13 protein-coding genes are annotated in these 12,416 nt (G+C 47.1%); 10 read left to right on the top strand and 3 right to left on the bottom strand.

What is annotated here, in order from left to right; all coding sequences use genetic code 11:
- Positions 1 to 14: 14 nt before the first annotated feature.
- Positions 15 to 1,226 (top strand): GGDEF domain-containing protein, encoded by a 1,212-nt coding sequence (locus R0134_RS08495; protein WP_319781444.1) that lies wholly within the window; start codon positions 15 to 17, stop codon positions 1,224 to 1,226.
- 84 nt (positions 1,227 to 1,310) lie between these two features.
- On the opposite strand, the gene R0134_RS08490 is transcribed toward R0134_RS08495, so the two are convergent.
- Entirely contained in the window at positions 1,311 to 1,781 is a 471-nt protein-coding gene (locus tag R0134_RS08490) for an FKBP-type peptidyl-prolyl cis-trans isomerase (protein WP_319781443.1), read from the bottom strand.
- Positions 1,782 to 2,102: 321 nt separating this feature from the next.
- Here R0134_RS08490 and R0134_RS08485 point away from each other — a divergent pair, with 321 nt between their 5' ends.
- Together R0134_RS08485 and R0134_RS08480 are read left to right on the top strand one after the other, a co-directional pair.
- Complete coding sequence (locus R0134_RS08485) at positions 2,103 to 2,693, top strand: DapH/DapD/GlmU-related protein (protein WP_319781442.1); 591 nt, start codon at positions 2,103 to 2,105, stop codon at positions 2,691 to 2,693.
- A gap of 104 nt (positions 2,694 to 2,797) precedes the next feature.
- Complete coding sequence (locus tag R0134_RS08480; RefSeq protein ID WP_319781441.1) at positions 2,798 to 3,379, top strand: DJ-1/PfpI family protein; 582 nt, start codon at positions 2,798 to 2,800, stop codon at positions 3,377 to 3,379.
- Between the two features lie 371 nt (positions 3,380 to 3,750).
- Here R0134_RS08480 and R0134_RS08475 read toward each other — a convergent pair whose 3' ends face one another.
- Positions 3,751 to 4,164, bottom strand: a complete 414-nt coding sequence (locus tag R0134_RS08475) for a carboxymuconolactone decarboxylase family protein (RefSeq protein ID WP_319781440.1) — start codon at positions 4,162 to 4,164, stop codon at positions 3,751 to 3,753.
- Between the two features lie 288 nt (positions 4,165 to 4,452).
- On the opposite strand from R0134_RS08475, the gene R0134_RS08470 reads away from it, so the two are divergent.
- From R0134_RS08470 to R0134_RS08450, 5 genes are all read left to right on the top strand, one after another.
- Positions 4,453 to 5,997 (top strand): bifunctional GNAT family N-acetyltransferase/carbon-nitrogen hydrolase family protein, encoded by a 1,545-nt coding sequence (locus R0134_RS08470; RefSeq protein WP_319781439.1) that lies wholly within the window; start codon positions 4,453 to 4,455, stop codon positions 5,995 to 5,997.
- A gap of 215 nt (positions 5,998 to 6,212) precedes the next feature.
- Positions 6,213 to 6,554 carry a PBPRA1643 family SWIM/SEC-C metal-binding motif protein gene (locus tag R0134_RS08465; protein WP_319781437.1) on the top strand — a complete coding sequence of 114 codons (342 nt, stop codon included), beginning with the start codon at positions 6,213 to 6,215 and terminating at the stop codon, positions 6,552 to 6,554.
- 235 nt (positions 6,555 to 6,789) lie between these two features.
- Positions 6,790 to 7,518: an RluA family pseudouridine synthase gene (locus R0134_RS08460; protein ID WP_319781435.1), complete on the top strand. Its 729-nt coding sequence runs from the start codon at positions 6,790 to 6,792 to the stop codon at positions 7,516 to 7,518.
- Between the two features lie 442 nt (positions 7,519 to 7,960).
- Entirely contained in the window at positions 7,961 to 8,845 is an 885-nt protein-coding gene (locus R0134_RS08455; RefSeq protein WP_319781434.1) for a delta-class carbonic anhydrase, read from the top strand.
- A 196-nt stretch (positions 8,846 to 9,041) separates the two neighbouring features.
- The gene (locus R0134_RS08450; RefSeq protein ID WP_319781433.1) at positions 9,042 to 9,698 is read left to right on the top strand and encodes a 3'-5' exonuclease; all 657 of its coding nucleotides are present in this window, start codon (positions 9,042 to 9,044) and stop codon (positions 9,696 to 9,698) included.
- Between the two features lie 6 nt (positions 9,699 to 9,704).
- Here R0134_RS08450 and R0134_RS08445 read toward each other — a convergent pair whose 3' ends face one another.
- Entirely contained in the window at positions 9,705 to 10,790 is a 1,086-nt protein-coding gene (locus R0134_RS08445; protein WP_319781432.1) for an endonuclease/exonuclease/phosphatase family protein, read from the bottom strand.
- 480 nt (positions 10,791 to 11,270) lie between these two features.
- Here R0134_RS08445 and R0134_RS08440 point away from each other — a divergent pair, with 480 nt between their 5' ends.
- Positions 11,271 to 11,663 (top strand): YbaN family protein, encoded by a 393-nt coding sequence (locus R0134_RS08440; RefSeq protein ID WP_319781431.1) that lies wholly within the window; start codon positions 11,271 to 11,273, stop codon positions 11,661 to 11,663.
- Positions 11,664 to 11,931: 268 nt separating this feature from the next.
- Positions 11,932 to 12,123 carry a hypothetical protein gene (locus R0134_RS08435; RefSeq protein ID WP_319781430.1) on the top strand — a complete coding sequence of 64 codons (192 nt, stop codon included), beginning with the start codon at positions 11,932 to 11,934 and terminating at the stop codon, positions 12,121 to 12,123.
- Positions 12,124 to 12,416 lie beyond the last annotated feature (293 nt).

Raw genomic sequence — 12,416 nt, 5'->3', positions numbered from 1 at the left:
CCGAGTCAGCGTGCATGATTAAGCACCGACGCGACTTTTTACGTTTATCGAGTAATCATTTAATCATGCTGTTGGATATTCACACCTTATTAGTTGCCGTTGCATTGGCAACCGCCTTTTGCGCTGGCGCCAGACTATTGCTTTGGCGCATGCATCTGGCGATACCTGGGCTAAGTCGCTGGTTTTTGGCGGGTGTTAGCGCTGTGATTACCTTTGTTATGATCTTTGCTTATGGCAAGCTTCAGTGGCTGCCATTGTTATCATCCGCACAATTATTTGCCGTTATTGGTCTGATTTTGAGCTGGGATGGCTTTCGCCGTTTTATGGGCAAGCCTCCGTTAAGATTTTTGGTTTTGCTCGGTATGGCGGCTGTTGGTTTGGTGTTGATCCTAATCGCACAAACTCAGTATTCAGTGGCCACAAAAGCCGTTAGTAATGCGGTGCTGGTGGCGGTGTTATCGTTACTGATTGCTCGTGATTTACTGTTTTCTCCGACACAAAACACCCCTGCGGTGCGTGCCACCGGATATATTTATGCCATTAATGGCGCGGTTTTTTTGATACGCGCCCTTATTGCTCGTGAAAGTCCAGAAATTGTCGACTTATTGAATCCCAATGGCGTCGCCGCTTTTATGCTGCTGTGGTTATTGTGTTCAATGATTGCCATCACGCTGGGCATGGTATTGATGACCACCGAGCGCCTGCAAGCTGATCTTGATAACCAAGCGAATCACGACCCTTTAACCGGTGCGCTTAATCGGCGATCATGTGGTCTTCTTTATGAAAAGGCCATGGCTTACTCTCGGCGTCATAAATTACCGATAAGCGTGTTGATGATGGATCTCGATGAATTCAAAAAGGTAAATGACTATTTAGGCCATGATTTTGGCGATAAAGTGTTGTGCCGATTCGTGACTGAAGCCCAGAACATACTAAGAGAAGAAGATGTCTTTTGTCGATTTGGTGGTGAGGAGTTTGTGGCGTTATTACCCAATACGTCATCCGATACGGCATTAATGGTCGCCAATCGATTGCGTAATGCGTTTAAAATAGACTCCGACTTAATAGAAACGACCAAGAGCCACCAGTCTTTTGCAATTACTGTCAGTATGGGTGTGGCTGAGCATCAACAAGATGAAAGTTTTGAAAGTCTACTTCGACGTGCAGACACTGCTTTATATCTTGCCAAAGATAAGGGGCGTAACTGTTGCGAACTTGCAGAGTGAAGATGAGGTTTATATGGATACTCATTACTTTAATTAATATGATAAAGATAGTGAGTACCCATGAATTATAACGCTCGATTATAATTATTCGATGGCTAACAGTTCCACTTCAAAAATAAGCAAGGAACCCGGTGTTATAGTTCCTGCTGGGCTGTTGCCGTAAGCGAGCCTAGAGGGAATAAAAAATTTAAACTTGTCACCGACCACCATTAATTGCACGCCTTCGGTCCATCCTTTGATCACGCGATTTAACGGAAAGCTGATAGGCTCATTACGCTCAACTGAACTATCAAATACAGTGCCGTCTAAGAGTGTGCCATGATAATGCACTTTTACCGTTGAGCCAGCAGTAGGGTGAGTGTCGCCTTCACCTTTATTTAATATTTGATATTGCAAGCCAGAAGCGGTTTCTTGCACCTCTGTATTAGCTTTGTTGGTGGTTAAAAATTCGTTGCCTATGGCAATGTTTTCCTGCGCGGCTTTTTTATGATTGGAATTTCTAACAACGTAAAATACCACTATTAAAATGACGATAGTTAAAATCACGAATTTCATTACGGTTCCTATTAATGTTGAGATGTGGGCATTCTAACACTCGATTGTTTTTGAGGTAAGGGGCATCTGCTATGCCTTCAACAGGGCATTCAGCAAGTCATTCAACAGGGCTCTCAACGAAGTATTCAAAGAGGTAACCATGCTAACGCAGTGGCTTTTTGCCCAGTCACACCACGGACAAGCTGCGAGATTGCCGCCTTAGGCGAACTGGGTACGCAAGTCTCAGCCTGCCCATGTATGAATGCAAGTATAAAATATAATTAGTTTAGATGAGTATGTTGTTGTAAAATTGTAACCAAGATTAATAGTGGTTAATAAAATATGAACCAAGATAAAATAGATATATTCGATAAGATGCTGGCAGGTGGCGTGATTGATAATGATGACCCGAAAATGAAGAAAGTCTGGGCGCAGATCTCCAGAACAATAAAACTATTACCCGCACTTAATAGCTCGATAGATATAAACCAAATAAGAGGGCGGTTAAGCGAAATTACTAAAAGCACTATAGATGCTAGCTCGATAATTTTTATCCCGTTTTATACCAATTTTGGTCAGCACACAAAAATTGGCCGTAAGGTATTTATCAATCATGATTGTAGCTTCTTAGATATGGGAGGTATCACTATTGAAGATAATGTGCAGATAGGGCCTAAGGTCAGTCTTATCACTGAAAACCATCCTCTCGATCCTACCAAAAGAAAAAATCTGGATTTAAAATCGATCTTGATAAAAAACAATGCCTGGCTGGGTGCCGGTGTGACCATTTTGCCCGGTGTTACTGTGGGTGAAAACGCAGTAGTAGCGGCAGGCTCAGTTGTAACTAAAGATGTCGCAGCCAATACGCTAGTTGCCGGTGTTCCTGCTCGGTTTATTAAAAATATAGGCGAGAACATAGGTGAGAATAGCTAGTCTTCATTTTAACTTAATCTTAGCTATATCAAGTTGCCATGTAAGCTGTTAAGTATTGTACTTATTATAATTTTTGTTTTTATAGACTACATAAGGAACATCTAATGGCAGCTAAAAATATTTTAATGTTGGTGGGTGACTACGTAGAAGATTACGAAGTGATGGTGCCTTTTCAAGCGTTACAGATGGTCGGTCATACCGTGCACGCGGTGTGCCCTAATAAGAAAGCGGGTGACTTTGTGCGCACGGCGATTCATGACTTTGAAGGCGACCAAACCTACAGCGAAAAGCCTGGCCATAACTTTGTGCTGAACTTTGATTTTGCACAAGTTAAAGCCGAGGATTATGACGCGCTGGTGGTGCCCGGTGGTCGCTCGCCCGAATATCTGCGTTTGAATGCAGCTGTGCTGGAGTTAGTACAAGCCTTTGATGATGCGAAAAAGCCCATTGCAGCCGTGTGCCATGGACCGCAGTTATTAGCGGCAGCGGGCATTTTGAACGGTCGTGAATGTGCTGCCTATCCGGCCTGTGGCCCAGATGTAGAAATGGCCGGTGGCCGTTATGTAGAGTTGGATGTTGCGGCAGTGCATGTGGAGGGTAACTTGGTAACAGCACCTGCTTGGCCAGCGCATCCGGCGTGGTTGGCGGGATTCCTGACATTGTTGGGCACTCACATCACGCTATAAGATGATTTTTGAGCGCCTTGCTGGGCTAAGGCGCTCATCTAAAGCAGTGCTTGTTATCACTGCTTTTTTATCACTGCTTTTAATTACTACTTGGTCTTTTTCGCTTCTTTTTGTGCTTTTTTCTCTTTGGCCGTTAGCAGCGGTTTCTTCTTGACGTCTTTTTTGCTGTCTTGTCCTTTGCTCATGATCTTTTCCTTTAAACATAAAGCCAAACTAAGCCAGTCTAGTGGCGATGACGACGCACATATCTCTGCTTAAGCAGTCAGTGTGCGGCGTGAAATATGTAGAACAATTTCAGTATGAGCTTATGGATGCGCAATAGATAGCAATGACAGAGAGCAATGACTTTTTAGGGCAGCGATACTTTTAATTTATTGGACGCCTGTGGTATCTACCGTTAAGCCAAGTTCGGTAAATACCTCTTTGGCCACGCTTAACGCATTGATCACACTTGGAAATCCAGTGTAGGGCAGCAAGTGCATAATGCAGCCAACTATTTCTTCGGGCGTTAACCCCACCGTTAAGCCAGTTTTAATGTGCATCTTAATTTGCGGTTTACCTTGCGCCACCAAAGCGGTAATGGTGGTCAGCACCTTTTGTTTATTGTCTAAGCCGGGGCGTGAATAAATGCCGCCAAAGGCAAATTCCACCACGTATTTTTCTAGATCCGGCGCTATGTCTCTAAAGGCGGCGCCGATATCCATGTCACCGGTTGGCTTATCGTCTGGTGAGGCGGTGAGCTCTTGAATTTTAGCGATGCCTTTTTGATACAAATCGTCTGCCATGTGTAATTTTCCTCTTTCGGTAGTTTTCAATGCGGGCTTATCTAGCGTTCTTTTGTACGTTCTGCCAGATTAACGCTTAGTCAATATATCGCTAAAGAGGTTACCTAACATTGCGGGTGTTTTATAGGGCAGGGCGGTTGGCGCATTATTACCATAACGGCTGTGTGGCGAGTAGCGAGCAAAAAACAGGCCCTTTTTTGCAGAGCTTGCGCAGTGGCTTTCATCTTCTGCTAAGCTGGCCACTGATTTATTTACCCATTCATTTAACTTTCTACCGGAGCTTGCTGCATGACTCAGCCTGAAGACCTGCATCTTAATTTGCGCAACCTAACCCTTGACGACTACGACGAGCTACAAGTGCTGATGGATCGTGTGTATCACGATATCGGTGGCGCTTGGCCCAAAGATACCATCAAGGCGCTGGTAGAACAGTTCCCAGACGGGCAAATTTGTATTGAAGACAGCGGCATTCTGGTGGCGGTGGCGCTGACGGTGTCGGTGAAATATGAGCGCTTTAGTAACCCCCATACTTATGACGATTTGATCTTGAGTAATGAACAGATCAGGCACAGTGATAAGGGCGACTCCTTGTACGGCTTAGATGTGTTTATTCAGCCAGAGTATCGAGGTTTTCGCTTGGGGCGTCGTTTGTACGAAGCGCGCAAAGAGCTGTGTCGCTCCCTAAACTTGCGCGCCATTCTCGCTGGTGGCCGTATCCCCGGTTACTCTCAGCATGCCGAGCAGTATACGCCCGCAGAATACATTGAGCGGGTCGGGCGCAAAGACATTTACGATCCTATTCTGAGCTTTCAGTTAGCCAATGATTTTCAGGTAACGCGCCTGATGCGCAAGTATCTGCCAGAAGATAAAAAATCGCTGGGCTATGCGACCTTGCTGGAGTGGCGCAATATTTTGTATACGCCGCCGTCTTCGGTACTGAATGAGAAGAAAACTCAAGTACGCATGGGGGCGGTACAGTGGCAAATGCGCGAATTCTCCTCGGTTGATGAGGTATTAGAGCAAGTTGAATACTTTGTGGACGCGCTGTCCGATTACAAGAGTGACTTTGCACTGTTTCCCGAATTTTTTAATGCACCTTTGATGGGCTTAACCGATCAGGTGGATCAAACCCGTGCTATCCGTTATTTGGCCGAATACACCCAGCAGTTTCGGGATCGGATGTCGGAAATGGCGGTGAGCTATAACATCAACATTATTACCGGCTCTATGCCGCTGATAGAAAATGATCGCGTGTATAACGTCTCCTATTTGTGCCATCGCGATGGGCGAGTTGATGAGCAGCGAAAAATTCATATTACCCCCCACGAACGTCGAGACTGGGTGATTGAAGGCGGCAATCAGTTTGAAGTGTTTGAGACGGACGCGGGCCGCGTGGCCATTCTGATTTGTTATGACATTGAATTCCCTGAGCTGGGGCGCATTGCCGCCAGCAAAGAAGTGGACATTATTTGTGTGCCATTTTGGACCGACACCAAAAACGGTTATCTGCGAGTGCGCCATTGTGCCCAAGCGCGCGCCATTGAAAACGAGTGTTATGTGGTGATCACCGGCAGTGTGGGCAACTTACCTAAGGTGCAAAACTTAGACGTGCAGTATGCGCAGTCTTCGGTATTTTCGCCGTCGGATTTTTCCTTCCCCCACGATGCGGTAATGGCGGAAACCACGCCTAATACCGAGATGATGATGTTCTCGGACTTGGATCTTGAAAAGCTGACCTTAGTGCGCAACGAAGGCTCGGTGACCAACTTGAAAGACAGACGCACGGATCTGTATGACATCGTCTCTTCTTTAAATGGGCTGCAGCTTAAATAAACGAGTGTTAACCGAGTTGCGGGTTAAATGTACAGGCTAGATGTCAGCTCTCGGTTGTAGTCGGCCAATATCGATTGTTGGCCGTACTTCTATTTTCGAAGTGCGTTAGGCATGCGGTGGTAATGCTGCGTGTAACGCGTGAGAAGTGTTAAACTGCCGGCTTTGCTGCACCAGTGCGCTGGTTGCAGCTTGTTTCTACCCTGTTGGATAATGTCATGTCAGATAAGTTTTTCTTTAAAGGCCGCCAAGATGCACGTCAAAGTCATATTAAATATGGCTATGAGACTCAGGCTAAGCCAAGAAACGGCAGCAAGAAATATCCGCTCATGCTAGTAGTAACGAGCGAAGCCCGTAAGCTGGAAGTTGAAGCTTTGGTTGCACAAGCTGAGCTGTTTGCAGAGATTGAGCTGGACACTCGCGTGGGTGCAGTTGAGTCAATTGGCGAGCTGACCGTGCAGCTGACCAAGCAAGCGGCGGTTAAGATTGAAAAAGTACCGGCCCGTAACGAAGCTTGCTCTTGTGGCAGTGGTAAAAAGTTTAAGAAGTGCTGCGGCTAAACGCTAGCAGATGAAGTGGCGGAGCGAGTTATTGTAAAGTATGGCGAGTGTATCCAGCCGATATCGGTTTGCTACACTCTGCTGTCAGTTGTGTACAAGTTCGCTCTCTTGATGCAGATGCTTCGCTGATTTTGCAGATATGAACCGCCTCAGTATTAAACCTACCTCATACCCTAAGCGTAATTTATACCGCTAATGAAGACTGACGTTGCGCATCAAGAGCAGGGAATTTTACATGTCTAATGTCGGCTCACCGACGCACCGTCTAGTTGATGACTTTGTCGCGCCTCCATGTGACGATTGGGTGCAGATTTTATATCAAGATGAACATATTTTATTGATTGATAAGCCCAGTGGACTGCTCAGTTTGTCGGGTAAAAACCCACAGAATTGGGACTCGGTACACCATCGCTTGGTTCATGGGCGCTTAGTGTACGGCCAAGCAGGGTTTACTTCGGCTTTCCCTGAGGCAAAGCTCCCCCACCGTTTAGACTTGGGTACCTCTGGCGTAATGGTGGTGGCGCTAAATGCCGCATCTGCCAAGCACCTTAATCAGCAATTTCAAGCAGGCACCATTCAAAAGCGCTACCTTGCCATGCTAGAAGGCTGGGTAACGGAGGAGCACGGCCAAATTAGTGGTGCGATAGCGAAAGATGCCCAGCTCTTTCCGCGAGTAAAACTTTGCCCTATCACCGGCAAGGTGTCGCTCAGCGAATATCAGGTATTAAGGCGCTTAAGCGAGCCGAAGCGGACTTTGGTGCAATTTACGCCGCGCACCGGGCGCACCCATCAATTGCGCATTCACAGCTTGAGCTTTGGCCACCCTATTCTGGGCTGCGACTTGTACCAGAGTGCCCACAGTGAACAACTAGCCGCTCGTTTGCTGTTACACGCCAGCGATTTATATTTCGTACATCCTGCTAATGATGAAGCCATTCATGGTCATAGTCCTTGCCCATTTTAGTCGGCGCGCCATTTAAATAATGGTTAATATTTACTGACCTCACCCTCAGAATTTAATAGCTCTGTTGGTTTTTTATTATGCTTATCAGATGGTTATGGTGAGTTTATATTAATTTATAGGAATTAGGTCAGTAGTATAGTGCGCACAGGCAGTGATATTAACAAGACCAGCTTAAACTCCCCCGTTACTCATTGCTAATACGTGCTTTTTATGAACGAGTATTAAGTGATGAAAAAAACCTCACACGGTAGGCTTCTGGCCTGCGGCTGGTCATTGTCCGCTTAAATGGTTAAAATGCGTGGGCTTCACTTGCCATGAGCAGGATAAATAAACCTCACGGCCGATTTAAGCTAGAGATAAGCCTAAGATAAATTTCAGATGGTTTTTGAAAAATTAATTAAAAAAATATTAATCAAGACCTAACAGGGAAATAAATACAAACATGAAAATGAATACCATTTTTTTACTGGTCACCACAGCGCTATTATCCACCCACGTCAGCGCGAAAGACGTGCCTGCGAGCATTAACAGTGAAGTGACCAAACAGGCAGTGGCGGATCAGGTGATTGCCGAGCAACGTCAACAACTGGCCAAAAATACCGACAGTCAGGGTTTTGGTCCACAATCGCCGCGCGATATTAGGGTGACGACCGGAGAAAACGCGATTGCATTTAATGCCGCACCGCCCGCCAGTGCCATGAATTTATGTAATATTCATTTTCACAAAAACGCCGAGCATGCCGGCGGTGAATTTACCACCTACGTAGGCAATGGCGATGGTCAGGGGTATCAGGGGGGCTATCAGTATTCAGGCCAGTTAACAGCTGCGGAATTAGCGCCCAGTGAGCAAGAAATATGCCCCAGTGAGCAAAGCAGCCTAGTGCCCGGCGACACCATAGAAGTACATTATGTATATTCGAGTGCCAAGATAACGCCAGGCCCGACCTTAGGTGCCTGTTTTAATGACGCCATTAAGAATCCGCAATTGCGCGTTCAAGCTCAAGTGTATGTGCTGGTGAATGACGCTAAGGCGTTGGATTTTGGTGATTTAACCCAGCATGGCGAGATAAATGGCCTACAGCAGGCATTAAATCTACCAGACAACACGGGCACCGCCGTGGAATATGCGGGTTCAACCACAGGCCCGAGCTTCAACGAAGCGGGCTCACCTTTTCAGGTTTCTTGGAGTGTTAAGCCTAAGGTAGCCAAGGTCAATATTGCAAGCGTAGGCCAGTGGTGTAAGAGCAACGTGTTCGAGGAAGACCATGCTCATGGCGTCAGAAACTTAGTGACGAATCCAGCCCTGCTGTCCACGATTAGCCAGTAAGTTACGGCTCAGTCAGCATAGCGTGTTAATCCTACGCTTAAGCTCAAAAAACGAAATATGACCAATAACGGGATGCGACTCATACAGTGGCATCCCGTTTTTTTGTGGTCAAGGCGTGGTTGTGACGCTAAGATTTCGCAGCCAGCAATATAGCCCCGCTTGCTTTAATCCCCTGAATTCAACCAAGAGCACGTCAATGACAGAGCCCACCGCGTATAAAATAAGACCAACCCGTGCCCAAATGCAGCAATTTCCTGCTTTTAACGGGCTGGAATTGTCAGATATTCAATTGCTGACCGAGCCTGAACAGGTGGCCTTGGCCCGCGCAGATTTGTGCCAGTGCGACTATGTGGGTTTTGATACCGAGAGTAAGCCCACTTTTCAGGTGGGTGAGCACAGCACTGGGCCGCACTTGGTGCAATTAGCCTCCAACAAGCGGGGGTATTTATTTACCTTAAACGATGCCGCCAGCAATCAATTACTGGTGGATATCTTAAGTTCAGAGCAGATAGTCAAAGTAGGGTTTGGCTTAAAGTCAGACCGTGGACCCTTGCAGCGTAAGCTCGGCATCGAAGTAGCCGGCTTGTATGAGTTATCGAATCGGGTAAAGCAACTGGGTTATCAGCATCCGGTGGGACTGCAAGCGGCGGTCGCCATTTTGTTGGGCCAATACCTAGTAAAGTCTAAGCGCGTGGCGCTGTCTAATTGGTCTAATCCTGAGTTAACGTCCGGCCAGCTGCGCTATGCGGCGAATGACGCCTATGCGAGCTTGCGGGTGTTTCAGGCATTAGCGGCGCTAGCCAAATCAAATTCCTCAACGCCGTCTTGTGATAATCACCCCTCGGCAAGCTAGGGTCGATTATTTTTCCGGTACGGGTACGTCTTTCTTGCAGATATCTTCTCGGGCCATCTTCTGTTGGGCTGTTTCTTGATCCGCCGTGTCGGAATCTAATAATGGCTGACCATTTTCTGTATGGGGCCTAAGACTCAGGCAAGAGAGCAGTGAGAAATGATCCGAGCCTTTCAGTTTTAAGCGTTTTAAACTCACTACTCGAAAATGATCACTGTGAAATAAGTGATCCAGCGGCCAGCGAATAAAAATGTGCTGGGCATTAAAGGTATTAAACATGCCGCGCCCGATCCGTGGGTCCAGTAAGCCGCTAATTTTTCTAAACAAACGGGTTGTCGGTGACCAGGCCACATCGTTAAGGTCGCCAGCTACGATCACCGGCACCTTGCACTCGGCCACGCTCTTCGCCACGGCGAGCAGCTCTGCATCGCGCGGTGCGGATTCTTCATTTTCGGTAGGGCTAGGGGGTGCTGGATGCAAAAAGTGTGTGCGCACTTGTAAGCCGCCGGTGAGCGTCACTAAACAATGCATAGAGGGCACTTCTTGCTCCACTAAATAACTAATGTGGGTATCGCTTAACGGCAAGCGTGAATAAACATGCATGCCATACAAATTTTCTAATGGGCATTGCATCAGATAAGGATAATCCGCTTCTAATACCGAGAGCTGCTGCTGCCACCATAAATTTGACTCTAGGGTGACTAAGATATCCGGCTGATACTGCTTCACCAAGGCCAGCAAACTCTCAGCATGGGGATTACTGGCCAATACGTTGGCGCTAAGAAGGGTCAGCATATGTGGCGGTTGTGCGGCGCTTTCCGTTTTCACTTCGTGAGGATACAAACGGGTGTAGGGCAAAATCCACCACAGGTGATAACTCACATAACCCACATTTAAGATGACCAAGGGCCAATGAGCGGCTTGGCTCATGTCCAGTCGCCATAAGACGAGTAGGGTGAGTGCGGCTATCAGAGTGATAAACTGTACGCGGGGGAAATCCAAGCCGCGTACCCACCAAACGGGGTTTTGCCACAAGGGCAGTAGCGTTATTAGGCCGGTAAATGCGGTGGCGAGCCAAAACAGAGTTAATTCCATGAGCAGGGCCATCCTTTTTAAGGCCAGATAAAGAGACAAGGCTACTGGCGTCTGCAGGTAATGGCTTTATCGTTATCTTAAAACAAGCCTGATTGAGTACCAAGTAGCTGAAGAATCTAGGATTAGCTTAAACGCTTTGTAGCGAAAACCAATGCAATAAATTAAAAAGTCCGCGCTGTTGCGCTTTTTAGGGCGAAAATAGCAGTTTTCGTTGATGATAGCCCCTCATGTTGGCAGCTAATATTGACGATGTTTTTGAGGGCTACCCTGTTATGCCTATTGATAGGCATTCGGGTGCGGGCTGCCATTACGTCCTAAGCGGTTTTAAATAGCGGCATTAAATGGGCGACACGGTTCGCACATTTATCGAGCCTGGCAGGCCTGATACGAGGCGTGTGGCTACTGGCCTTAAGCGCCTATGTTGCTGCCCTTGAGGCACAGATTTTGTTATGGTGAGCCTTGCGGCGATTAGGAGAAAGTATGCGCATATTATTTGCCTTTTTGGGCTGGCTGGCTTTGGTGTTAGGGATCATTGGTGCCTTTTTGCCGGTGATGCCCACCACACCTTTTATTTTATTGGCCGCCTTTTTGTTTAGTAAGTCCTCGCCGCGCATTCATTATTGGTTAGTGAATCACCCGTGGTTTGGGCCTTTGATCCACGACTGGCAAACTCACCGAGGCATACGAGCCCCTATTCGCCGCCGAGCACTGTGGATGATGGCCATCAGCTTTGTATTTTCAATGTATTTCATGCCGCTTTGGTACGTAAGAATCGGCTTGGCCTTGGTTTATGGGGTGATAGTGCTGTGGATGTTACGCTTGCCCCTGATACCTGACTCTTCAGGAGTGGAACTCAACAAAACCAAGCCCTAAGCTCGCGGAAATTTGTTGGTGATGCCTGTTTACCGCATTATTGCGGGAGTGCTGAGTGTAAAAATAATAATATTTTGTAATAAATGTCTCTCTCACCGCGTCTTAATAAGTAACCGTTAGACATTGTTGCCATAACGGAAGGGCATGGGCCCTACTGATTAATTCAGGCCTTGCAGGCAACGGCACTTAGAGTTTATTGATTTTTCGATACCTGAAAGGTCAACAGGTGTGATGGCAGGGCTGCTCACTTAGGTAAGAGGGAAGCATTATGAAAGCCATGACTTCACTTATGTTGGCGGCGGTATTTACCCTAATGTTGTTACCGGCCCAAGCAAGCACAGTTTCCGCTAACAGCGGCATTGTCATTCAGACCTTATCGATGGGGGATGGAGTGGATAACCGCCAGTGTCGGTTGCTAGAAAAACAGGGTAAGGAGTTGCCCGGTTTCTGCGGGCCTTAAAAAATCAAGAGCGAGCGCACTCCAATAGGGGCAGAGATGCATATGCATCTCTGCCCCTTTCGCGATTTGGTGTCTGACTGGCTAACCGAGCGGGAAGGGGACGTTAACTGCAGAACAATCTTGCGTTGACTCCCAGTGGGCGGCGCATCCTGTTATAATCCCCAACAGTTTTAAGACAATCTAGCCGCCATGCGTTTTATTATGCCCAGTTCCCACAGCTGCAAGCCTGCTATCAAGGTGCGCGAGTCTGGTCGGGCCAACCCTTGCGGGTCCATTAAGGCAGCCTTTATTAT

Origin of the sequence: Oceanisphaera sp. IT1-181 (assembly GCF_033807535.1) — a bacterium.
Classification (GTDB): domain Bacteria; phylum Pseudomonadota; class Gammaproteobacteria; order Enterobacterales; family Aeromonadaceae; genus Oceanimonas.
The sequence above is the reverse complement of the archived record's forward strand: the minus strand, read 5'-3'. Positions and strand labels throughout refer to the sequence as shown.

Excerpts from the sequence above, each read along its gene's own strand:
- R0134_RS08495 (WP_319781444.1), top strand. The coding sequence starts at position 15 with ATGATTAAGCACCGACGCGACTTTTTACGTTTATCGAGTAATCATTTA.
- R0134_RS08435 (WP_319781430.1), top strand. The coding sequence starts at position 11,932 with ATGAAAGCCATGACTTCACTTATGTTGGCGGCGGTATTTACCCTAATG.
- R0134_RS08450 (WP_319781433.1), top strand. The coding sequence starts at position 9,042 with ATGACAGAGCCCACCGCGTATAAAATAAGACCAACCCGTGCCCAAATG.
- R0134_RS08465 (WP_319781437.1), top strand. The coding sequence starts at position 6,213 with ATGTCAGATAAGTTTTTCTTTAAAGGCCGCCAAGATGCACGTCAAAGT.
- R0134_RS08475 (WP_319781440.1), bottom strand. The coding sequence starts at position 4,164 with ATGGCAGACGATTTGTATCAAAAAGGCATCGCTAAAATTCAAGAGCTC.
- R0134_RS08470 (WP_319781439.1), top strand. The coding sequence starts at position 4,453 with ATGACTCAGCCTGAAGACCTGCATCTTAATTTGCGCAACCTAACCCTT.
- R0134_RS08460 (WP_319781435.1), top strand. The coding sequence starts at position 6,790 with ATGTCTAATGTCGGCTCACCGACGCACCGTCTAGTTGATGACTTTGTC.
- R0134_RS08480 (WP_319781441.1), top strand. The coding sequence starts at position 2,798 with ATGGCAGCTAAAAATATTTTAATGTTGGTGGGTGACTACGTAGAAGAT.
- R0134_RS08455 (WP_319781434.1), top strand. The coding sequence starts at position 7,961 with ATGAAAATGAATACCATTTTTTTACTGGTCACCACAGCGCTATTATCC.
- R0134_RS08485 (WP_319781442.1), top strand. The coding sequence starts at position 2,103 with ATGAACCAAGATAAAATAGATATATTCGATAAGATGCTGGCAGGTGGC.
- R0134_RS08445 (WP_319781432.1), bottom strand. The coding sequence starts at position 10,790 with ATGGAATTAACTCTGTTTTGGCTCGCCACCGCATTTACCGGCCTAATA.
- R0134_RS08440 (WP_319781431.1), top strand. The coding sequence starts at position 11,271 with ATGCGCATATTATTTGCCTTTTTGGGCTGGCTGGCTTTGGTGTTAGGG.
- R0134_RS08490 (WP_319781443.1), bottom strand. The coding sequence starts at position 1,781 with ATGAAATTCGTGATTTTAACTATCGTCATTTTAATAGTGGTATTTTAC.